Raw genomic sequence first — 20615 nt, forward strand, 5'->3', positions numbered from 1 at the left:
CGCAATTCCCAATCTAAGAAAAAGGATGTCGCTGCAATCGGGGCTAGTTACATTTTCGTCAAAAAATTGCTATTTTTGAAAAAAAAATAATAAACCATGAAAAAAATAATTACTTTATCATTTTTAGTAATCATTTTAGTAAGTTGTAATAATAGAATTGCCATTAAGTATGATGATAAAAACCATCAATTAACAAGTTTAGAGAAAAATTTTGAAAAAAAAACAAGTCCATTTCTCAATATAACTTTTGAAGACTACTTTAAATCTGATTACATTAAAATATATGTTGATAAAAAATTAGTTTATGACAAAAAAATTAGCACAAGTGATATTTTAGGTGTTGCAGATTCTTATGAATTAGAAAAGGATTTCAAAGAAGTAATTATCTATATCAATAATCAAAAAATTATTTTAACTAAAGAAAAAACTCTTGACTATAAAAATATTTATGTCAATAAACTTCCAAATAATAAAATAGAAATACTCATTTCAAAAAAGTTCCATATTTACAAGTAAAATTTTTCAATATGAATAACTTCCAAATCCGTAAAGCAACACCAGAAGACACACAAACCATCTTTGACTTAATCTACAAATTAGCTGTTTACGAAAAATTAGAAAACGATGTTATCACTTCAGTAGAAGAACTTCGCACCAATATTTTTGAGAAAAAATTTGCAGAAGTGCTCATCGCAGAAGAAGACGAAAAACCAGTTGGTTTTGCACTCTATTTTCATAATTTTTCTACGTTTGTTGGCAAACCAGGAATTTATCTAGAAGATTTATTCGTAGAACCAGAAACTCGCGGAAAAGGTTACGGAAAAGCACTTTTAGTAGAACTCGCAAGAATTGCCAAAGAAAGAAACTGTGGTAGATTAGAATGGAGCGTACTCGATTGGAATACGCCTTCTATAGAATTTTATAAATCTCTAGGTGCAAAACCAATGGATGAATGGACGGTGTTCCGTTTAGACAAAAGTGGAATAGAAAATTTAGCGAAATAAATCTAAATTCAGACATTAACACATCGTCAAATCAACAAATTATCACATCATTATTGTGTATTTAAAAAAGTTTCAATACTTTTGCACCTCGAAATAATTAACAAATATTTTTAACATTATGAACAATTACGAAACTGTTTTCATTTTAACTCCCGTTCTATCTGACGCTCAGGTGGAGGAAGCAGTTAAAAAATTCGAAGACTTCTTAAAAGAGCACAACTGCGAAATCGTTGCTAAAGAAAATTGGGGTCTTAAAAAATTAGCTTATCCTATTCAATTAAAAAAGAATGGATTCTACACTTTGATTGAATTCAAAGGTGAAGGTACTGTAGTTGCAGGTTTAGAAACTGCTTTCAAACGTGACGAGAGAGTAATCCGTTACTTAACTACTAAACTTGATAAGCATGGCGTAGAATACGCAGTGAAAAGAAGAGCTAAAGTAAAAACTGCTAAAGCTTAATTTTTAACCCTTAAAAAATTTACAAAAATGGCAATCGACGACATGGCAAAACAAGCATCAGCTGGAGGTGAATCAGAAGTAAAATTTCTTACTCCACTTGATATCAATACTAAATCTGACAAAAAATACTGTAGATTCAAAAAATTCGGTATTAAATACGTAGACTATAAAGATGCTGACTTCTTATTACAGTTCGTAAACGAACAAGGTAAAATTTTACCAAGAAGATATACAGGTACTTCTCTTAAATATCAAAGAAAAGTTTCTGCAGCAATCAAAAGAGCTAGACACTTAGCTTTAATGCCTTACGTAGCAGACTTATTAAAATAATTATTAACAAAAAATAAATTGTTGGTTTTAGTTTTACTAAACCTAACTTTTTAAAACAAAAAAGGACAACAACAATGGAAATTATCCTAAAAAAAGACGTAGAAAACTTAGGACTTGAGTTTGATACAGTAAATGTAAAACCAGGTTATGCAAGAAACTTCTTAATCCCTCAAGGTTATGCACTTCTTGCAACTCCTAAGAACAAAGCTGCTCTAGAAGCTACTTTAGAAGCTAGAAAAGAAGAAGAAGCTAAATTAATCGTTGCTGCAACTGCAATCATCGAAAAATTAAAAGCTACTACCATTTCTATCTCTGCTAAAGCTGGTGCAGGTGATAAGATTTTTGGTTCTATTAACAATGCTACTTTAGCTGAAGAATTAGCGAAAGCTGGTGTAGAAGTAGACAAAAAATACATCAAAATCCCTGGAAATACTATCAAGAGAACAGGTAAATTCTCTGCTAAAGTAAGACCTCACAGAAACGTAGAATACGATTATGAATTCGAAGTTGTTTCTGATGTAGTTGCTGAAGAAGCAAACCCTGAAGCTTAAAATTCAGACTTATAAATATTAAGAACGCTCTCAAAATTTTGAGAGCGTTTTTTTTATGCTTTTCATTTCACAAATAGATAATATATCTAGACTTTATTGAAAATTTGGCAATTTATAAATTGTTGCTCTCATCACTTTTGATTATTTTTGAGTTTAAACATTCCTTATGAATTTCAACACCGAAAATCTTGATAAAGAAACACTACTCCACCTTTACAAAGCAATGGTTTTACCCAGAACCATAGAAGAAAAAATGCTCATTGCTTTACGACAAGGTAAAATTTCGAAATGGTTTTCTAGTTGGGGACAAGAAGCCACTTCTGTAGGTTCTGCTCTTGCGATGAACAAAGAAGAATACATCTTAACCATGCATAGAAATTTAGGTGTTTTTACTTCTAGGGAAATTCCACTAGATAGACTTTTTTCTCAGTTTCAGGGAAAAATGAATGGTTTCACCAAAGGAAGAGACAGAAGTTTTCATTTCGGGACTCAGGAATTCAAAATTGTGGGAATGATTTCTCATTTGGGTTCGCAAATGGGAGTTGCAGACGGAATTGCTCTTTCTCATTTATTGAATCAGGAAGAAAAATGCACACTGGTTTACACTGGTGATGGTGGCGCTTCTGAAGGAGATTTCCACGAAGCTGTAAATACTGCCGCTGTTTGGAATTTGCCAGTCATCATCGTCGTTGAAAATAATCAGTGGGGACTTTCTACTCCATCTCGTGAACAGTTTAGATGCAAATCATTCGCAGATAAGGGAATTGGCTACGGAATAGAAGCCCATTCAATCAATGGAAATAACATTTTAGAAGTTTACCAGACTTTCAAAAATTTAGCAGAAAGCATCAGAAAAAATCCTAGGCCTATTTTGGTAGAGTGCAATACTTTTAGACTCAGAGGTCATGAAGAAGCTTCTGGAACGGCCTATTATCCAGAAGGAATGATTGAAGAATGGACAAAACAAGACCCAATTGCTAACTATGAACAATTCTTACTTTCTGAAGGAATTTTAAATCAAAATTTGATTGAAGAAATAAAAGAGTCCTATAAAAAACAAGTTGACGAAGCACTTGACCAAACCATCGCAGAACCAGAAATCATTCCGAATAAAAAAACGGAATTAGAAGATGTTTATGCGCCTTTTGATAATCAAGAAATCTTACCACAAAAATTACAAAACAGAGAAATAAGATTTATCGATGCGATTTCTGAAGCCATAGAAATTTCCATGAAAAACCATCCTAATCTTGTTTTGATGGGACAAGATATTGCAGAATATGGCGGCGCTTTTAAAATTACAGAGGGTTTTGTTGAAAAATTTGGTAAAAAAAGAGTGAGAAATACACCATTGTGCGAAGCAGCGATTGTAGGTTCTGGTTTGGGACTCAGCATTAATGGCTACAAGTCTATGGTAGAAATGCAATTTGCAGATTTTGTAACGGAAGGTTTCAATCAAATCATCAATAATTTGGCAAAAACCCATTACAGATGGAACCAAAATGCTGATGTAGTGGTAAGAATGCCAACTGGAGCGGGAACTGGAGCGGGACCTTTTCACTCTCAAAGCAATGAAGCTTGGTTTACCAAAACTCCAGGACTGAAAATCGCTTATCCTGCGTTTCCTGATGATGCAAAAGGTTTATTGATACAAAGTTTTGAAGACCCAAATCCAGTATTGTTTTTCGAACATAAAAAATTATACAGAAGTCTGAAAGGAAACGTTCCAGAAGGCTTCTACACTACTCCATTTGGTAAAGCCAGAAAAGTAAAAGAAGGCGAGGAACTTACGATTATTACTTACGGTTTAGGAGTTCACATTGCTTTAGAATTTGCAGAAAAAAATCCTGAAATTTCTTTAGAAATTATCGATTTAAGAACGCTGGTTCCACTCGATACTGAAACCATTTACGAATCAGTGAAAAAATGCAATAAAGTGATAATTCTGCACGAAGACACTTTAACTTGTGGTTTCGGGGCGGAACTTTCTGCATTGATTTCTGAACATTGTTTTGAGGATTTAGACGCTCCTATTTTACGTGTAGCTTCTATGGATACACCAATTCCATTCAACAAAAAGCTAGAAGACCAATTTATGCCCAATGAAGAATTGGCAGAAGCTGTAGAGAGAATTTTGAAATATTGAGAAGCTAGAAGTTTGATGTTGGATGTTAGATGTTAGATGTTAGATGTTAGATGATGGATGATGGATGATGGATGATGGATGATGGATGATGGATGATGGATGTTGGATGATGGATTTCGGATGTTGAAACTCGGAACTGTTTTGCGTGAGCGATTGCAGCGGAAATCCCACAGTGAAAATGGCGCGAGCGAAGCGAGCGTTAGTTTTCACGAGGAATTGCAGCGAAAAGCGCGGTATTTTTTTGCATGGAAAAAGCAAGGGAAAAATACACGCCCAAAAAATTGTAACTTTGGCTTGATATTTGAAAACTTCCCTTAAAAAGATTATTATGAAAAAATATATTTTAGCAGCAGGATTAGCATTGGGTTCGGTGGGAATTATTGCCACTACCACACAATCTTGTATGACAATTGCCACTACAGTAGGACTTTCGGTTCTTAAAAAGATTTTAATTGGTGGCGTTTCTAAAGGTTTAGGAATTTTTAAAGATAAAAATAGTTTCTTGGGCAATGAATTGATTAATGCTGCACTTCCACAACAACTGAAAGACATTAATTCTACTCTAGAAAAATTAGGATTAAGCAATTTGGTTCAGAAGGAAAAAGGCTACATTGCAGATGCAGCTGCATTTGTTGCACCGATAGCAGAACCTATTTTAATCAATGCGATTAATGATATGACTTCGGCAGAAGCTCAACAAATTGCACAAGGTGGAAGCGGCGCTGCTACAGCTTATCTTAAACAAAAAACCAGTGCACAACTCATGGCCGCGATTGCGCCAAAAGTAGATGCGAAACTCAATGAATACGGTATTGTAAGAAGTGTAAATCTTGCTTTACAAGGAAATAATTTGCTTGGCGGTTTGTTAGGAAATCAAAATTCTAATTCTTCTGCAAGTTTAAGTTTGAGCAATTTAGCAGCTGAACAAATGGTGAATGGACTGTTCAACATTGTAGAAAATTACGAAAAAACCAATCCAGAAAATCCTATGAATATTTTGAAATAGAGGTTTTCAATATCATGATATGTAAAATCAATTGCGAGCTATTGCAATTGATTTTTTTGTGTATTACTTTTGACAAAATTTAAAACACAATGACGGCAAAAGAGCAAGGAAAAAGGCTTCTGAAGTATATAACTAAAGAAAGAAAAGATGTTCTCAATATTTACTTTTATGCCATATTAAGTGGTCTGGTTCAGTTGAGTTTACCACTGGGAATACAAGCCATCATCAGTTTTGCGATGGGTGCAACTATGGTTACTTCTATTTATATTCTCATTGCATTTGTAGTTCTCGGAACTTGGTTGGTAGGATTTTTCAGGGTTAAAGTAATGGAAATAATTGAAAAAATTCAACAAAAAATATTCGTAGAATATGCCATCTCTTTTTCGGAAACTTTACCAAAAATAAAACTCGAAAAGACCAATCAATATTACTTACCAGAACTTATCAATCGTTTTTTTGACACCCAAAATTTACAAAAAGGAATTTCTAAAATTCTGCTCGAAATTCCGACTGCTATTATTCATATTTTATTTGGGATCATTCTACTCTCTTTTTATCACCCATGGTTTTTAGCTTTTGGAGCAATTGTATTGTTAGGAGTCGTTTTGATTTTTAATTATACTTCAGAAAAAGGGATAGAAACAAGTTTAATCGAAAGTGATAAGAAATATTTTGTCGCATCTTGGTTAGAAGATATTGCCAGTTCGGTAAAATCTTTCAAAACCAATAAACACACCAACCTTCACCTTAGAGAAACGGATGACAGACTTCTGGATTATCTAAGTTACAGAACGCATCATTTCAAAGTTCTATTATTTCAATATAAAACCATTATTTTCTTCAAAGTTTTGATTACACTGGTTATGTTAGTAATCGGAACCTATCTATTGGTCAATCAAAAGCTAAATATTGGTGCGTTTATCGCTGCTGAAATTGTAGTGCTTACCATTTTAACCGCAGTAGAAAAACTCATCAAAAGTTTAGAAAGTTATTATGATGTCATTACGGCGCTCAGCAAACTTTCTAAGGTTACAGATTTACCGCTAGAAAATGAAACAAACGACATTATCCATATCAAAGATGATATTCAATCTATTGAATTTAAAAATGTTTCTTTTGGTTTTGGAGATGAAGACATTCTGAAAAATTTAAATTTCAAAGTTCAACCAAGTAGCATCAATGTGATTTCGGGAGAGCTTTCTTCAGGAAAATCACTGCTCATCAATCTGATGTCTGGGATTTACGCCCCTACTTCTGGACATATTTTATACAATGATGTTTCTTCTAAAAATTTAACTCAAGACCAAATCAGAAGAGGAATCAGTATTCACACAGATGATATAGATGTTTTCAAAGGAACAATACTGGAAAATATTCAACTGGGAAATGAAAAAATAACCGTAGAAAAAATCAATCATATTGCTCAAAAAATAGGAATTGATGATTTCGGGACTAAGTTTACCAACGGATTTTTGACCAAAATTCAAGATGGAAACTCTCAACTTTCTTACAGCAATAAGAAAATAATCCTTCTGCTAAGAGCTCTTGCTACGGATAATAAAATCATCATTTTAGAAGATCCTTATGATGGACTTTCTAAAGAAATCAAAGAAAAAATGATAGCGTTTTTACAAGAATTAGCCAAGGAAAAAACCATTATTGTGGTTACTCAAGATGATGACTTTATCCAAAAAGCTCATCAACATTTTCACATGATTAATGGTCAATTAGAAACTAAAAAATAAAACGATGCAACTCAAATCACTCGAAAATATTTATCATATCAATAAGAAATCAAATGTTGCCAAATGGTTTTTATTTACTTTTTTAGCATTTGTTTTCATTATGTTTTTGCCTTGGACTCAGAATATTAAAACTCAAGGAAATGTTAATACTTTATTTCAGGAACAAAGACCTCAAAAACTGAACTCTCCTATTCCTGGAAGAATCATCAAATGGTACGTGAAAAACGGAGATGTCGTAAAAAAAGGCGATACCATTCTTCAAATTTCTGAAATTAAAGACGATTATCTAGACCCACTTTTGGTAGAAAGAACTCAGGAACAAGTTCAAGCCAAAAAAGGTGTGAGAGAATACTATAATGCCAAAATTTCTACCACAGAAAACCAAATTGCAGCCATTTCTACTGCTAAAGATTTGAAACTGAATCAAATTAAAATTAAAATTGCTCAGTTACAGAATAAATTAAAAGCAGAACAAGCCGAACTTACCGCCGTAAACAACGAATTAAAAATTGCTCAAGACCAGCTTAATCGTCAGAATAAAATGTATGAAGAAGGTTTGGTTTCTCTTACTCAGTTGCAACAACGAAATGTAAGTTATCAGAATGCTCTTGCCAAGAAAACGTCTGCGGAGAATAAATTGGCACAAACCCAACAAGAAATCACGGCTCAAAACATAGAACAAAACGCTGTTATTCAAGAATATACAGAAAAATTAAGCAAAACTGAAGGCGATCGTTTCCAAAGTATGGGACAAGTTGCAGGAAGCACTGGTGACATCGCAAAATTAGAAAATCAAGTGGCAACCTATAAAGTGAGAAAAGGTTTGTATTACATTTTGGCAACGCAAGACGGACAAATTACACAACTCACGAAAGCCGGAATTGGCGAAATTGTAAAAGATGCAGAAACCATCGGAATTATTGTTCCGAAAACGATAGATTACATAGCAGAAATTTATGTAAAACCTGTTGACTTACCGCTGATTAGAGAAAATCAAAAAGTAATGCTCACTTTCGACGGATTTCCTGCGATTGTTTTCTCAGGTTGGCCTAATTCTAGCTACGGAACTTTTTCTGGAAAAATTATTGCCATAGAAAATTCCATCAGTGAAAACGGTTTGTTTAAAGCGATTGTTGCCGAAGATAAAACTCAAAAAAGATGGCCTCCCAACATGAAAATCGGAACAGGAGCCAGTGGAATTGCCATTCTGAATGATGTGCCGATTTGGTACGAAATATGGAGAAATATCAATGGTTTTCCGCCAGATTATTATCAAGTAAACACCCAAAAGAATGAGAAAAAATAAAATTTTATTGCTTATTTTTCTTTTCACGTCTTATCATTTTTTCGCTCAAGATTCTATTGCTTTGAGCTATGAAAATTATATTTCTTGGGTTCAAAAAAACCATCCAATTATTAAAATTTCTGATTGGGAAAAAAATATTGCTCAAAATAATATTTTGAAAGCCAAAGCTTTACTTGACCCAAATATTTCTGCAAAAATTGGCGAGAAAAAAATAGACAACACGCTTTATTACAGTCAAAAAAACATAGAACTGAATCTCCCAACTTGGTACGGGATAGATTTCAACATTGGCACCAATGATTTGACTGGAAATAAACTAAATAATGAAGAAACAAAAGGCGTTCTGAATCATGTAGGAATAAGCATTCCGCTTGCGAGAGATTTGGTTTACAATAAAAGAAGAACTGCCATTCAGCAATCGAAAAATTTCAGCAAAATGACCTTTTACGAGCAAGAAATGCTCAAAAATGAAATCCTTTTGGAAGCAAATTTCAGTTTTTGGGAATGGGTGAAAAATTACGAAATTTTAGAATTGAACAAAAAGGTTCTTGACCTCAACAAAAAAAGATATCAATTGGTCAAAAAATCATTTGAGTTGGGAGAAAGACCAGCCATAGATACCGTAGAAGCTTTCACGCAACTGCAAAGTTTCGAAGCCAAAACCATAGAATATCAGAACAAGTTTAATATTTCTACCATAGAACTTTCACAATTTCTTTGGAAAGAAAACGGTGAAAATTACAATCTTCCGTTATTTACCAAACCAAGTGAACAACTGAACACTCAGTTTACCCAAGATTACTTTATCATCACCGAGAAACTTTTACAAAATATTGATACACAATATGCGCTGAATTATTATTTTGAAAAATCTAAATCTTTGGAACTGGAAAGGAAACTAAAATGGCAAAATTTTCTTCCTAAAATCAATTTCAATTACAATTTGTACAATAAAGAGTTTAAAAATCAGGACATTCTGCCACTTTTTGACAACAATTATCAATATGGTATAAAATTGGAGTTACCCATATTCATGAGAGAAGCTCGTGCTGATTATCAAAACATTAAGCTGAAAATTCTCCAGAATAATGAGAATATAAAATTTAAAAATCAAGAATTAAAAACCAAAATACAGACTTACAATGCAGAAATGAGCAATTTCTTATCTTTAACTCAAAATAATGAATCGCTCATTGAGAATTATAAAAGGCTTTTAAAAGCCGAAGAAATTAAATTTTCTAATGGTGAAAGTTCACTTTTCTTAATTAACAGCAGAGAAAACAAACTATTAGAAACTCAAGAAAAATTTCTAGAACTGAAAGCCAAAACGATTAAAACTTATTTTAAACTGAACTGGCTGGAAAACAACACTTTAAAACAATGATAGAAGTAACAGGAAACGAACCATTTGATGAACAAGCAGAATTTTATGCTTCTTTAAAAATAAATTTAGAGAAAAATCACAATTTCCCTGAAGATTATCTTTATAAATTCATCATTGTCAATAATCAAGAAAAGCTTACAGAAATTTATAAGGTTTTTGACGGCACCAAAAATACTTTTTCTACCAGAGAAAGCAGTAACGGAAAATACATCAGTATTACCATACAATGTTTCGTACTGGATGCGGAACATGTGATCAGACTTTATCAGGAAGTTGCCAAAATTGAAGGCGTAATTATGTTGTAATAATAGTGGATGAAGGATGATGGATGATTTATAAATTTTGAAATTTAACTTATGAAAATTTTAGTAACAGGAGCCACTGGTTTAATCGGGAAATACTTAGTTCGAAAACTAAAAGAAATAGGTCATGAAATTGTAATTTTGACCAGAAAAAAAACGGGAAAACCTAATGAATTTCAATGGAATCCAGATCAAAATTTCATAGAAGATGCTGCTTTTGAAAACATAGAAGCCATCATTCATTTAGCGGGTGCTACCATTGCCAAAAGATGGACAAAAGAATACAAAAAAGAACTTTACAGCTCTAGAATTAATGCTGCTAATCTTCTTAAATCTTACTGCGAAAAGCATCAAATCAAACTAAAAAGCTTTATCTCAGCTTCTGGAATTAATTATTACGGAACGTATACCAGCGATGAAATCCTCACTGAAAACTCTCCCATCAAAAAACTAGATTTTTTGGCTGAACTTTCAGTGGATTGGGAAAAATCTGCTTATCAATTTTCTGAAATTTCAGAACGTGTGGTTTGCTTAAGAACAGCAATGGTTTTGGCAAAAGAAGGCGGAAGTTTTGTTCCATTGAAAAAATTGACGGATTTCAACTTGGCTTCACCTGTAGGAACAGGAAAACAATGGATGAACTGGATTCACATAGAAGATTTGGCAAATATGTATGTAGAAGCGATAGAAAACCCTCAATACAATGGAAGTTACAACGCTGTAGCAGATGAAACCGTTACCAATGAAACTTTCATGAAAAGCATGGCTCAAAAATCAAATAAATTTTTCTTGCCTATTCCTGTTCCAGCATTTATGATGAAACTCATTATGGGAGAAATGTCTTCTATTATTTTAGAGGGAAGCAGAGCGTCAAACGAGAAAATAAAATCCACAGGATTTACTTTTAAATACCCGAATTTAAATCATGCCTTGGAAGATTTAATCAACCAATAAAAAACTTTAAATCAAAAAAGCGAACTCTTTCGAGTTCGCTTTTCATTTATTTTATAGAAATTTTTCTAACTTTTCTATTTCTCTTGCGATGATAGCTTTATTATCTTTTATCACAATTGGTCTTTGCAAAAGTTTAGGATAATTTGCCAAAATAGAAACTAAACCACTATCAGAATACGTTGTTTCTGAGAAATTTTCTTTCCACAAATCTTCATTTTTTCTGATAATATTATGTATTGAAGTATCTAATTTAGATAATAAATCTTCTATTTCTACTTCAGACAATGGATTTTCTAAGTAATTTCTTACTTCAAATTGTAATCCTTTAGATTCTAAAAACTGTAAGGCAGCTCTAGATTTTCCGCAGCGATTATTATGTAAGATCGTGATCATAAATTTTGGATATTAGATGTTTAATCAATGTTCTCTAATTCTCAATCATTCTACAACGCTACTGCTTAAAAAAGTCCGTGCAATTCTGCTTCTATTTTCTCTAAAATATACCCGAAATCTTCTGGTCTTTCTACAAAATCTAAATCATCAACTTCTATAATAAGTAGTTTTCCTTCTTTGTAGTTAGAAATCCATTTTTCGTATTTTTCGTTTAGTTTAGATAAATATTCTATGCTAATGCTGGCTTCATAATCTCTTCCTCTTTTGTAGATTTTCTTTACTAAATTAGGAACATCTGACTTCAAATAAATTAGCAAATCTGGTGCCGAAACAAAGGATTTCATCAGATGAAACACAGAAGAATAATTGTTAAAATCTCTTTCGGTAAGTAAGCCCATATCATTTAAGTTTTCCGCAAAAATATACGCATCTTCGTAGATGGTTCTGTCTTGAACTATATTTTTACCACTTTCTCTAATTTCTTTTACCTGGCGAAATCTGCTTCCTAAGAAATAGATTTGGAGCGCAAAACTCCATTTGCTCATGTCTTCGTAAAAGTCTTCTAAATATGGATTATGATCTACATCTTCAAATTGCGCATCCCAACCATAATGTTTTGACAACATGGTAGTTAGAGTAGTTTTTCCCGCGCCTATGTTTCCAGTAACAGCAATATGCATCGATTCTATTTTTCTATTCCGTAAAGATAAAGTTTGTCTTCTATGAAAGCCAAAAAATGATTGCTGTTTTTTTCCACAATGATAAAATTTTCTTTAGAAAATACAGGATAGAATAATTGAGCTGGTGTGTAGAGTGAAATGGTATTTTTTTCTATCACGTAAATTTTATCATTTACGCGTCTTAATCTTTTACCATTTTCTATATCGATAGAATATTTATGAGCACCTTTGAGTTCATAAACGCTGAAACATTTTTCTCTGAGTAAGTATAATTGATTTTGATACACGATAAAATCTACCACAGTACTCAAATCCATGTCAAAAGGAAAGATATTGATAATTTTATCCTCTCGATAATTGTACTGTATCAATTGCTTTCGAGCTGAATCTAACACCCAAATAAACTGTAAATCTTGCGAATAAACCACTTTTACATGTCCAAATTTTTGGTATAGGTTTAGATACTGAATTTCATTAAGATTCTGGTCTAGAATTTTAATTTCCTGTCCGTTTTCTGAGAACAGAAAAATATTCAGAGGATTTTCAACCGATTGTATTTTAAACGGTTGCGGAAACATGACTTGTGCTTTTTTATGACCAAGAGAATCATATTTCAGAATACTCAAATCGCTATTGCGATACACATAAATGTTCTCATAATCATCTATAAGAACATCTCTAATACTATCTTTTATGATAATAGGAAATTCTTTTTGTGCAAAAAGTGCAGCACAAATAAATGTAAAAATAAGTGATAATCGTTTCATGGCATTTGTGTTTGTAAAATGTATTGTCAAGAAAAAACCAGAAACTTTCAGTATGAAATTTACTTTATTTTTACTTCATAAATCTTGTCCCAATTTTTTCCTGTAACAAGCATGTTTTGTCCTTTGAAGGCAATTCCGTTAAGAACATCATCTGTTCCTGTGTTGTGTTTTTTCACAATTTCTGAGAAATCTATTTTTGCCAAAACTTCTCCTGATTTTGGATTAATTTTTAGAATAATTGGTTTTTGCCAAACATTAGCGTAAACAAAACCGTTATCATATTCTAATTCATTTAATTGGTCATACACTTCAGTATTTCCAGCTACAGAGATGTATTTCACCATTTTAGAAGGATCATTTACATCTAAGAAATATAGATTTTTAGTTCCGTCTGAAGCGATAAGATTTTTACCATCATACGTTAAACCCCAACCTTCTCCCATTACATTAGGATAAGGAAATTCTGACAAAAGTTTAAGCGATGATTTATCATAAATAAAACCTTTTTTATTTTGCCAAGTCAACTGATATACTTTGTTTCCTACAATAGTGCTTCCTTCAGAGAAAACATCTGCTGGTTGCGCAGTAAAAGTTGTAGCATTGGTTTCACCTAAGGTATATTTTAAAATTTTAGATTGTCCGGTTTGTCCATCACTTTCATAAATGGTGTTTCCTTCTAACTGAAATCCTTGTACAAAATTAGCCTTATCGTGAGGATATTCTGCTACGATTTCATAAGTCAATTGCGCTTCTGGATTTTTGGCGAAAACATTTATGGTAGCATCTTGAGTCAATACTTTTCCATCTCTGGTAATATTGATGGTTACCGCATTATCTCCTAAAGTAAAAAATGCTGGATCTACTACTAAATCGCTGGTTTCTTTGTCTCCAAAACTGATGCTGATGCTTTCTGCGTTTTCTGTAACTTCTTTGGGTAGGTTTATTTTATCCCCGAAATGATAACCTTTGGTTTCCATTTCTGTATTATAGGTATTAAGAGCGTCTAAAATCTCTTTGTCTTTATTACATGAAGTCAATAAAAATAGGGCAAATATACTTACGAAAAGTGTTTTTTTCATTCTTAAATTATTTAGTTCAAAATTACAAAAAAAGCACCACTCTATAAGAATGATGCCTAATATTTAATAAATTTTAAGAATTTTTAGTTTTCAACAAAATTTTTCAAAGCCTTGTTTAGGATTTCGTCCCAACCGTTTTGGAAATTTTCTTTCTTAAAATCAGCGCCTAGATGATCAAAGTTTTCTAAACCTTTGTGTGTAAGAGTAACCAAGGTTCCGTTGTTTTCTGGCTGAAGTTCCCATTTTACTAACGTTTTATCATGGGTATAATCAGGATATGTCCAAGAATGTTTTAATTTTTTCTGAGGAATAATCTCTACGATTTCGCAGTGATGGTGTAATTTTTTATCTTCTCCTTCAAAGAAATTAAAAGCGGTATGCTCTTTTAATTCGAAGTCTGGTATATTAAAATACCATTCTTTCATCTGTTCTCTATTCGTAATCGCATCCCAAACTTTTTCTATTGGTGCGTTTACTTTTACGCTGATTTTAACATTATCGTGCATAGCGTTATCATTTTTAAGATTGAACAATTATTTATACTCGAATTTACAAAAAATATCTTGATTAATGTTGCTGAATTTTATCAGGGTCATCATAGTTCACCATCCATTGAATACCAAACCTGTCTTCCCACATTCCGAAATATGCTCCCCAAAAAGTATCTTGTAATGGCATCGTTACATTTCCTCCTTCTGAAAGTCCGTTAAATAATTTTTCTGCTTCAGCTCTTGATTGTGCATTGAGTGAAATTGCAAAATTATTTCCTTTGGTAATTGTATGAATTCCTGGCATAGAATCGCTTCCCATCAAAACAGTTTCTGTAGAAATAGGAAGTGTAACGTGCATGATTCTGTTTTTATGTTCCTCAGAAAGTGGTGGCATTCCTTCTTGTGGAGGCATTTCGCCGAATCTATTCCACATAGGAATTTCTCCTCCTAAAACCGATTGATAAAACGTGAATGCCGCTTCGCATTCTCCATCAAAAGTAAGATAAATGTTTGCTGTAGCCATAGTATTAATATTTGTAGATTGGGTTTAAAAAATTAACAAAATAGGATTGACTTTCCCTTTTTTATCTATGTTGGTCTATTAAAATAGAATTTCCATCAGGGTCTGTTAAGACGATATATTCAGGACCTTTTGTGGTTTCATTTGCCTCTCTGTCTACTTTCATTCCCTTTTCTTTCAGTTTTTTCTGAATTTCTCTTACATCAGTAAAAGGATTAACTTCTGATGCTGATTGATCCCAACCTGGATTAAAAGTAAGTGTATTTTCTTCTATAAACCCTTGAAAAAGTCCGATAACTGTACTTCCGTTTTTTAGAACAATCCAATTTTGGTCAATATTTCCAGCTTTGTAAGTGAAACCCAGTTTTTTGTAAAATTCAACAGACTTTTTAATATCTTTTACCTTAAGACTTATTGAAAATGCTCCTAATTCCATATTTTTTTGATTTGAAGTATTATTTTCTTGAGCAAAAGCTAATTGCGAAATCAACTGAAAACTAAATAATATTTTTTTCATGTTTAAACTCCAAATTGTTCTAAATGGTGATTGAGATGTTTCGCAAACATATTATTCCAACATTGAGCCGTCATTTTTCCGAAATTAATATTTTCTTTTCCTTCAAAAGCTTCTCTTCCCAATTGTTGCACACGCTGAATATTGCCAATCAATTTGGCTTTTTCTTCTTCAAAGTTTCTTTCATCTGCAATGATAAAAACTGGACTTGTTGGCAAACTCTGTTTATAAGGAATTTCGTTGGTGATTTTCGATTTTACAAATCTCGAAAGTAAAAATTTAGCAATAAAATTAGGCTTTGGAAATTTTTCAGGCGTAAAAGTTAGGTCATAGGCTACATTCAAATGTGCTAAAACTTGGTCTACACTCATTTTGCCCCATTTTCTTTGGGTTTCTGGTGTTAAATTATTGATTCTATTGATGTACTCTTGTGCATCTTTTGCATCAAAAACGTTTTGCATGGATTTTATTTTTAAAGAATCTCAAAGTTAATTGAAATTTCTAAAACGCCTACCAAAAGAATCTTAAAAATATGATAAAATTTAGAAAATAAAAACCGTTTTTGACTTTAAATATCACTTCTGATGCGGCTTAAAGTCTCCTGAGAAATTCCCAAATAAGACGCAATCATTCCGAGTGGAGCTCTTAGAATGATATTAGGATTTTCTTCAAGCAATTGAATGTATTTTTCTTTTGCCGTCATATATTGCAGCGAAGAAATTCTGCGCGACATCTCTATCATTAAGTTTCCTAGAATATATCTGCTGAAATTTGCCGCAGTAAGCGAAACCGAACATAATTCTTCTAATTTATTGAAATTACAAGTGGTAATTATAGATTTTTCTAACGTTTCTATGTTATTTCGAGTAGGTTGGTTTTTAAAAAGAGTATCTATATTAGCCGTAATCTTTCCTTCTGAATAAAAATTAGTGGTAATATCTTTTCCGTTTTCGTAGTAAAACATTCTTAGCAAACCTTCATCTACAAAGAAAACAGTATGATTGTATTGATTCTGCTTGCTCAATATTTCACCTTTTTCAAAGACTTTCGTTTCACATTCTTCATTTAAAAAACGCTCTATTTCTGCATCTACCTTAATGTGCTTATTAAGTTCTTGAATTAATTTCATGAAAACCAAATTTCTGGCAAAATTACACAAAAAAGGCGTTTCAGTAAACTGAAACGCCTTCGAATAAACATTAATAAAAAAACTATATGGATTAAACGAACCTCTGGTCGTCATAATCTTCAGAGAGATGATATTCTTTGAACAGCATTTTGATTTTGATTTTCAAAGCTATCCAACCTAAAAGGAAATAAACCCAACCTAGAATAAACAAGTGCCAGAAATATTTTTGGGTTAAATAATCGGAACCTTTTTCTACCACCATAATTTTCAAAGCTTCTAAATATGGTGTTAAAGGAATAATTTTAGTGAAATAAGTAATGAAATCTGGCATCGCATAATTTGGCCAAGTAAATCCACTGATGATAAACGCAGGAGAAGCAATTACCATTAAAATCTGAGTCGCTTTGAGCGCATCTGGAACCATAATACTTACCAAAACGCCTAAATTGGTTGCTGCTACTACAAAAATTGCTGTTATCAAAAAGAAATTCATAGCGTTTTCTGGAGCTGGAATTTTAAAATACAAGCTACACAAGTAAAAGAATAAAATATTTAAATTGGAAAAAATCCAAACGGGTAAACATTTAATCGCCATTACCAAAATCGCATATTTGTGTTTCCCTGCAAAATCTTTTATAAAAGAATCTCTTTTAAATTCCTCGGAAAACGTAACTGCCATCGCCAAAAGAATAACTTGCTGTAAAACCACCGCCATCATTGCTGGCCACATAAAAATTAAGTAATTACTCGTGGTGTTAAAAAGCGTAATATAATTGGCTTTATAAGGTTCTATATTGGCTTTTGCTTGGTCTGCATTCATTCCTTTTTTCTGCAAAGCTTTCATTTCGGCACCTGCTGAAAAAGTTCCTAAGGTTAATTGAATCGCTTTTGAAGCAAAATTAGCGGTTAACACATTCGAAGTATTGAGATAAACGTTAATTTCTGGATATTTCTTTTGCAGCATATTCGCCTCGAAACGCTCCGGAATTATAACAACTGCTCCTGCTTCTGTTTTGATGATCTCATCTTTCAAAATCGCTGGTTCATCTACATAATTCAGCACTTTAAGCGTTTGATTATCATCTAACATGTCAACAATTTGGTTAGACAAAGGAGTTTGGTCATGATTAATCACAATTACAGGAATATCTGTCACTTTTCCCTTTTCGTAGGTAAAACCTAACAAAAGCGCGTAGAAAATGGGAGCCATAAAAAATACAGAAAGCATTGTTTTGTTCGTGAAGAACAAATGAAACTCTCTTTTTAAAAGGTATCTTAACTGTTTCATTTTTTCTAAATTTTATTTTTTTTAACCACAAAAGAGACAAAAGCTTTTCCGTTTTAAAGTTTTCCAAAAGAAAAAAAACTTTTTTTACTTTTGAATTGCTTATTTTCAAACATTTCTTTTGGAGCTTTTGCGGTTTTTAGTTAAGATTATTTTAAAGTTACGCTAGAATTCACCAAAATATTATTCACTTTTGCTCTATCTGTAGGAATTACTTTAATTTCGTAAACCGCATCTTCTGGTTGATAATCAGGGAATGCTGTGGTAATATCTGCATATTTTGTCAATTGTTTGATGGAAACTATTTTTCCTGAAAACTCTTGATTTCCGTAAGTAGATTTCATATTAACGGTCATTCCTTTTTGATATTTAGAAATTTTACTTTCTGGAATGGTAAAACGGAAATAAGTAGAGTTCGGAATGTAACCGTTGAACAAAGCATAACCTGCAGTTGCCAATTCGCCTACATTTAAAGAAATGGTTTCAATTTCCATATCATTGGTTGCGATAATATATCTTTCAGAATAGGCAACATTGGCTTCTTGGAGAACACCTCTCGCTTGGTTTTCTTGACCGATTGCCATTTCTATTTTTTCTAATCTTGTACCGATTTCTACATCATGTAATTCTGCATTCACTGCGTCATATTGAGCTTTTGCGCCTTGTAATTTTGCGAAAGCCTCATCATAATTTTGTGGAGAAAGCAAACTGTCTTTGTACATATTTTGCGCTCTTTTAAAAGATTTTTGAGCATATTCATATTGTTCTGCTAACCCTTTTTGTTTGGCTTTTAACTGACGAAGTTGATCTGCGGTTGCGCCGTTTTTCGCCATTTGTGCTTGTGCAGTTGCTGCAGCAGTGGCTCCTTTTGCTTGAGCAATTTTCGCTGAAACTTCGGGAACGTCTAACATTGCGAGGGTATCTCCTGCTTTTACGGTTTGTCCTTCTTCTACATAAATTTTTAAAATTCTACCGGTAACTTTTGGCGCGAAAGAAACAACTTCTTTTTTAGTTTTTCCTTCGGTTAATTGTTGTGGAGTTTCGTTTTTACAAGCTCCTAGAGAAAGTAAGGTTACTAAAAATAAAGATTTTACAATATAGTTTTTCATTGGATTAAAATATTTAATTGATTAATGTTTATCGTTTTATAGTTTTTCTAAGTTTAAATTTTGAGTAGATTTCATTAGTTCTACTGCTGCTCTTCTTTGGTTGAAAACAGCAGTTTGATATTCTAATTCTGCGTTTTCTAAATCATTTTCTGCCTCTATCAATTGCGTAGATTTAATCAAACCATATCTGAATTCTTTTTCGGCTTGTGTCATTGCATTTTTAGCAATTTGTTTCGCCTTCGCTTTTAAGTCTACTTGCGCATTTGCAATGTTATAATTGGTTTGATTATTGGCTAAATTGAGTTGTAATTTTCTTTCAGCATCAGATTTTTTACTTTCTAAAATCTCTCTTTCTATTTTTGCTTTTTCTACTTCGTGTTTTCCTTCATTTCCATCAAAAACATCCCATTTAAAACCAATTCCCGCTTGAAAAATTGGCAATAGATTAAGATTAGTCAAGTCATAATCTAGCTTTGCGCCAGTTCCCGGCATTAATTCTTTTGATGAAGAAAGATTGGTATTATAAAATCCCATGTAGGAAAGCGAAGTCATGGCTTGAACTTTCGGAATCCACCACGTTTTTTCTGCTTTTATTTTGGCATCAATGGCTTTAATCCCAAAATCCAAAGCTTTTAATTCTGCTCTATTTTCGATGGTTTCATTGGTAAGCAAATAGTCTATTTTTTCTAAATCAGGATGGATGAGAGCAATTCTCTCTTTGTCAATTCCCGTTAAAACATTTAATTGCGTAATCAGCAATTCCTTTTTGCCTTCGTATTCTACCATTTTAGAATCCAAAGTAGCTTGTGCCAATTCTATTTTTTTGTAATCATAAGGAGTGATTAAGCCATAACCTAAAGCTTTTTCTGCTGTTTTTTTATTGGCATCGAGACGTTTTTTGCTTTCATCTAAAACTTTTTTAGATTCTATTACAAGTGCAAATTGATCATACGCTTTAGAAATCTGAGTAATGACTTCGTCTTGATTTTTGACTTGTAAAGCTTGAGTGGCATTATTTTTCTCGGTCAAAGCTTGTTTCAGATATTTTACTTTTCCGCCAGAATAAAGAAGCGCTTTTGCTTCAACTTTTGCGGCTGCATCAAAACCCGACAAAGTAAAATTATTATCAAAAGTTCCTTCTGGAAAAACCGCACCCGGAAAAATAGGTTTAATCGCAGGAATGGCAATTTCTGGTGAAAGGAATTTTGCCGTAGCATTTAAATATTCTCCTTTTCCTGAAATTTCAACTTTGGGTAAGAAAATGTCTTTTAATTTTTGTTGGTCTAATCCATTTGCTTTAGACTCTAAGTTTTGTTGTTCTATGGCAGCATCTTTGGTCATCGCTGCGTCTACTAATTCCTTGAATGAAGGAGCAGTTTGCGCAGAGAAGGACAAGGGAAAGCCCATCATTGCTGTAAAAATTAATGTTTTATAGTTTTTCATTTTTAATGTTTGTTTAC

Annotated in this window: 24 protein-coding genes; 12 read left to right on the plus strand and 12 right to left on the minus strand. The window is 32.6% G+C overall.

What is annotated here, in order from left to right:
• The first annotated feature begins 96 nt into the window (after positions 1 to 96).
• The 12 genes from EB819_RS06365 (at position 97) to EB819_RS06420 (ending at position 11188) form a co-directional block, all read left to right on the plus strand.
• A complete protein-coding gene (locus EB819_RS06365) occupies positions 97 to 516 on the plus strand; it encodes a hypothetical protein (RefSeq protein WP_069796662.1) in 420 nt (139 codons plus the stop codon).
• Between the two features lie 11 nt (positions 517 to 527).
• On the plus strand, positions 528 to 1004 hold the full coding sequence (locus EB819_RS06370) for a GNAT family N-acetyltransferase (protein WP_069796665.1): 477 nt from the start codon (positions 528 to 530) through the stop codon (positions 1002 to 1004).
• Positions 1005 to 1122: 118 nt separating this feature from the next.
• Complete coding sequence (rpsF, locus tag EB819_RS06375) at positions 1123 to 1464, plus strand: 30S ribosomal protein S6 (RefSeq protein ID WP_069796667.1); 342 nt, start codon at positions 1123 to 1125, stop codon at positions 1462 to 1464.
• A gap of 27 nt (positions 1465 to 1491) precedes the next feature.
• Entirely contained in the window at positions 1492 to 1794 is a 303-nt protein-coding gene (rpsR, locus tag EB819_RS06380) for a 30S ribosomal protein S18 (RefSeq protein WP_069796669.1), read from the plus strand.
• Between the two features lie 74 nt (positions 1795 to 1868).
• Positions 1869 to 2345, plus strand: a complete 477-nt coding sequence (rplI, locus tag EB819_RS06385) for a 50S ribosomal protein L9 (RefSeq protein WP_069796671.1) — start codon at positions 1869 to 1871, stop codon at positions 2343 to 2345.
• 166 nt (positions 2346 to 2511) lie between these two features.
• The gene (locus EB819_RS06390) at positions 2512 to 4491 is read left to right on the plus strand and encodes an alpha-ketoacid dehydrogenase subunit alpha/beta (protein ID WP_069796673.1); all 1980 of its coding nucleotides are present in this window, start codon (positions 2512 to 2514) and stop codon (positions 4489 to 4491) included.
• A gap of 328 nt (positions 4492 to 4819) precedes the next feature.
• Positions 4820 to 5497, plus strand: a complete 678-nt coding sequence (locus tag EB819_RS06395; protein ID WP_069796674.1) for a DUF4197 family protein — start codon at positions 4820 to 4822, stop codon at positions 5495 to 5497.
• Between the two features lie 89 nt (positions 5498 to 5586).
• Complete coding sequence (locus EB819_RS06400; RefSeq protein WP_069796676.1) at positions 5587 to 7242, plus strand: peptidase domain-containing ABC transporter; 1656 nt, start codon at positions 5587 to 5589, stop codon at positions 7240 to 7242.
• A 4-nt stretch (positions 7243 to 7246) separates the two neighbouring features.
• Positions 7247 to 8548 carry an HlyD family secretion protein gene (locus tag EB819_RS06405; RefSeq protein WP_069796678.1) on the plus strand — a complete coding sequence of 434 codons (1302 nt, stop codon included), beginning with the start codon at positions 7247 to 7249 and terminating at the stop codon, positions 8546 to 8548.
• Entirely contained in the window at positions 8535 to 9932 is a 1398-nt protein-coding gene (locus EB819_RS06410) for a TolC family protein (protein ID WP_069796680.1), read from the plus strand. Before EB819_RS06405 ends, EB819_RS06410 begins: the two co-directional genes overlap by 14 nt.
• Positions 9929 to 10237: a DUF493 domain-containing protein gene (locus EB819_RS06415; RefSeq protein WP_069796682.1), complete on the plus strand. Its 309-nt coding sequence runs from the start codon at positions 9929 to 9931 to the stop codon at positions 10235 to 10237. Before EB819_RS06410 ends, EB819_RS06415 begins: the two co-directional genes overlap by 4 nt.
• A 51-nt stretch (positions 10238 to 10288) precedes the next feature.
• Positions 10289 to 11188, plus strand: a complete 900-nt coding sequence (locus EB819_RS06420; RefSeq protein WP_069796683.1) for a TIGR01777 family oxidoreductase — start codon at positions 10289 to 10291, stop codon at positions 11186 to 11188.
• Positions 11189 to 11239: 51 nt separating this feature from the next.
• On the opposite strand, the gene EB819_RS06425 is transcribed toward EB819_RS06420, so the two are convergent.
• The 12 genes from EB819_RS06425 to EB819_RS06480 form a co-directional block, all read right to left on the minus strand.
• Positions 11240 to 11581 carry an ArsC/Spx/MgsR family protein gene (locus tag EB819_RS06425; protein ID WP_069796686.1) on the minus strand — a complete coding sequence of 114 codons (342 nt, stop codon included), beginning with the start codon at positions 11579 to 11581 and terminating at the stop codon, positions 11240 to 11242.
• A gap of 65 nt (positions 11582 to 11646) precedes the next feature.
• A complete protein-coding gene (locus EB819_RS06430; RefSeq protein ID WP_069796688.1) occupies positions 11647 to 12261 on the minus strand; it encodes a deoxynucleoside kinase in 615 nt (204 codons plus the stop codon).
• A 5-nt stretch (positions 12262 to 12266) separates the two neighbouring features.
• A complete protein-coding gene (locus EB819_RS06435) occupies positions 12267 to 13028 on the minus strand; it encodes a hypothetical protein (protein WP_069796690.1) in 762 nt (253 codons plus the stop codon).
• 59 nt (positions 13029 to 13087) lie between these two features.
• Positions 13088 to 14107 (minus strand): glutaminyl-peptide cyclotransferase, encoded by a 1020-nt coding sequence (locus EB819_RS06440; protein WP_069796691.1) that lies wholly within the window; start codon positions 14105 to 14107, stop codon positions 13088 to 13090.
• Positions 14108 to 14190: 83 nt separating this feature from the next.
• The gene (locus EB819_RS06445; RefSeq protein WP_069796787.1) at positions 14191 to 14613 is read right to left on the minus strand and encodes an SRPBCC family protein; all 423 of its coding nucleotides are present in this window, start codon (positions 14611 to 14613) and stop codon (positions 14191 to 14193) included.
• Positions 14614 to 14674: 61 nt separating this feature from the next.
• Positions 14675 to 15121 (minus strand): VOC family protein, encoded by a 447-nt coding sequence (locus EB819_RS06450; RefSeq protein WP_069796693.1) that lies wholly within the window; start codon positions 15119 to 15121, stop codon positions 14675 to 14677.
• A 61-nt stretch (positions 15122 to 15182) separates the two neighbouring features.
• The gene (locus EB819_RS06455; protein ID WP_317126152.1) at positions 15183 to 15635 is read right to left on the minus strand and encodes a VOC family protein; all 453 of its coding nucleotides are present in this window, start codon (positions 15633 to 15635) and stop codon (positions 15183 to 15185) included.
• 2 nt (positions 15636 to 15637) lie between these two features.
• The gene (locus EB819_RS06460) at positions 15638 to 16093 is read right to left on the minus strand and encodes a DUF1569 domain-containing protein (RefSeq protein WP_069796695.1); all 456 of its coding nucleotides are present in this window, start codon (positions 16091 to 16093) and stop codon (positions 15638 to 15640) included.
• Between the two features lie 107 nt (positions 16094 to 16200).
• The gene (locus tag EB819_RS06465) at positions 16201 to 16761 is read right to left on the minus strand and encodes a Crp/Fnr family transcriptional regulator (RefSeq protein WP_158005941.1); all 561 of its coding nucleotides are present in this window, start codon (positions 16759 to 16761) and stop codon (positions 16201 to 16203) included.
• 91 nt (positions 16762 to 16852) lie between these two features.
• On the minus strand, positions 16853 to 18049 hold the full coding sequence (locus tag EB819_RS06470; protein WP_069796698.1) for an ABC transporter permease: 1197 nt from the start codon (positions 18047 to 18049) through the stop codon (positions 16853 to 16855).
• Between the two features lie 146 nt (positions 18050 to 18195).
• Positions 18196 to 19155, minus strand: coding sequence for an HlyD family secretion protein (locus EB819_RS06475; protein WP_069796700.1), 960 nt, complete (start codon positions 19153 to 19155; stop codon positions 18196 to 18198).
• A 36-nt stretch (positions 19156 to 19191) separates the two neighbouring features.
• Positions 19192 to 20598 carry a TolC family protein gene (locus EB819_RS06480; RefSeq protein WP_069796701.1) on the minus strand — a complete coding sequence of 469 codons (1407 nt, stop codon included), beginning with the start codon at positions 20596 to 20598 and terminating at the stop codon, positions 19192 to 19194.
• Positions 20599 to 20615: the final 17 nt, after the last annotated feature.

This window comes from Cloacibacterium normanense, assembly GCF_003860565.1.
Taxonomy (GTDB): domain Bacteria; phylum Bacteroidota; class Bacteroidia; order Flavobacteriales; family Weeksellaceae; genus Cloacibacterium; species Cloacibacterium normanense.

Excerpts from the sequence above, each read along its gene's own strand:
- EB819_RS06460 (WP_069796695.1), bottom strand. The coding sequence starts at position 16,093 with ATGCAAAACGTTTTTGATGCAAAAGATGCACAAGAGTACATCAATAGA.
- EB819_RS06400 (WP_069796676.1), top strand. The coding sequence starts at position 5,587 with ATGACGGCAAAAGAGCAAGGAAAAAGGCTTCTGAAGTATATAACTAAA.
- rpsF (WP_069796667.1), top strand. The coding sequence starts at position 1,123 with ATGAACAATTACGAAACTGTTTTCATTTTAACTCCCGTTCTATCTGAC.
- EB819_RS06455 (WP_317126152.1), bottom strand. The coding sequence starts at position 15,635 with ATGAAAAAAATATTATTTAGTTTTCAGTTGATTTCGCAATTAGCTTTT.
- EB819_RS06450 (WP_069796693.1), bottom strand. The coding sequence starts at position 15,121 with ATGGCTACAGCAAACATTTATCTTACTTTTGATGGAGAATGCGAAGCG.
- EB819_RS06395 (WP_069796674.1), top strand. The coding sequence starts at position 4,820 with ATGAAAAAATATATTTTAGCAGCAGGATTAGCATTGGGTTCGGTGGGA.
- rplI (WP_069796671.1), top strand. The coding sequence starts at position 1,869 with ATGGAAATTATCCTAAAAAAAGACGTAGAAAACTTAGGACTTGAGTTT.
- EB819_RS06415 (WP_069796682.1), top strand. The coding sequence starts at position 9,929 with ATGATAGAAGTAACAGGAAACGAACCATTTGATGAACAAGCAGAATTT.
- EB819_RS06425 (WP_069796686.1), bottom strand. The coding sequence starts at position 11,581 with ATGATCACGATCTTACATAATAATCGCTGCGGAAAATCTAGAGCTGCC.
- rpsR (WP_069796669.1), top strand. The coding sequence starts at position 1,492 with ATGGCAATCGACGACATGGCAAAACAAGCATCAGCTGGAGGTGAATCA.
- EB819_RS06445 (WP_069796787.1), bottom strand. The coding sequence starts at position 14,613 with ATGCACGATAATGTTAAAATCAGCGTAAAAGTAAACGCACCAATAGAA.
- EB819_RS06475 (WP_069796700.1), bottom strand. The coding sequence starts at position 19,155 with ATGAAAAACTATATTGTAAAATCTTTATTTTTAGTAACCTTACTTTCT.
- EB819_RS06430 (WP_069796688.1), bottom strand. The coding sequence starts at position 12,261 with ATGCATATTGCTGTTACTGGAAACATAGGCGCGGGAAAAACTACTCTA.
- EB819_RS06365 (WP_069796662.1), top strand. The coding sequence starts at position 97 with ATGAAAAAAATAATTACTTTATCATTTTTAGTAATCATTTTAGTAAGT.
- EB819_RS06420 (WP_069796683.1), top strand. The coding sequence starts at position 10,289 with ATGAAAATTTTAGTAACAGGAGCCACTGGTTTAATCGGGAAATACTTA.
- EB819_RS06390 (WP_069796673.1), top strand. The coding sequence starts at position 2,512 with ATGAATTTCAACACCGAAAATCTTGATAAAGAAACACTACTCCACCTT.
- EB819_RS06470 (WP_069796698.1), bottom strand. The coding sequence starts at position 18,049 with ATGAAACAGTTAAGATACCTTTTAAAAAGAGAGTTTCATTTGTTCTTC.
- EB819_RS06480 (WP_069796701.1), bottom strand. The coding sequence starts at position 20,598 with ATGAAAAACTATAAAACATTAATTTTTACAGCAATGATGGGCTTTCCC.
- EB819_RS06465 (WP_158005941.1), bottom strand. The coding sequence starts at position 16,761 with ATGAAATTAATTCAAGAACTTAATAAGCACATTAAGGTAGATGCAGAA.
- EB819_RS06410 (WP_069796680.1), top strand. The coding sequence starts at position 8,535 with ATGAGAAAAAATAAAATTTTATTGCTTATTTTTCTTTTCACGTCTTAT.
- EB819_RS06405 (WP_069796678.1), top strand. The coding sequence starts at position 7,247 with ATGCAACTCAAATCACTCGAAAATATTTATCATATCAATAAGAAATCA.
- EB819_RS06370 (WP_069796665.1), top strand. The coding sequence starts at position 528 with ATGAATAACTTCCAAATCCGTAAAGCAACACCAGAAGACACACAAACC.
- EB819_RS06440 (WP_069796691.1), bottom strand. The coding sequence starts at position 14,107 with ATGAAAAAAACACTTTTCGTAAGTATATTTGCCCTATTTTTATTGACT.
- EB819_RS06435 (WP_069796690.1), bottom strand. The coding sequence starts at position 13,028 with ATGAAACGATTATCACTTATTTTTACATTTATTTGTGCTGCACTTTTT.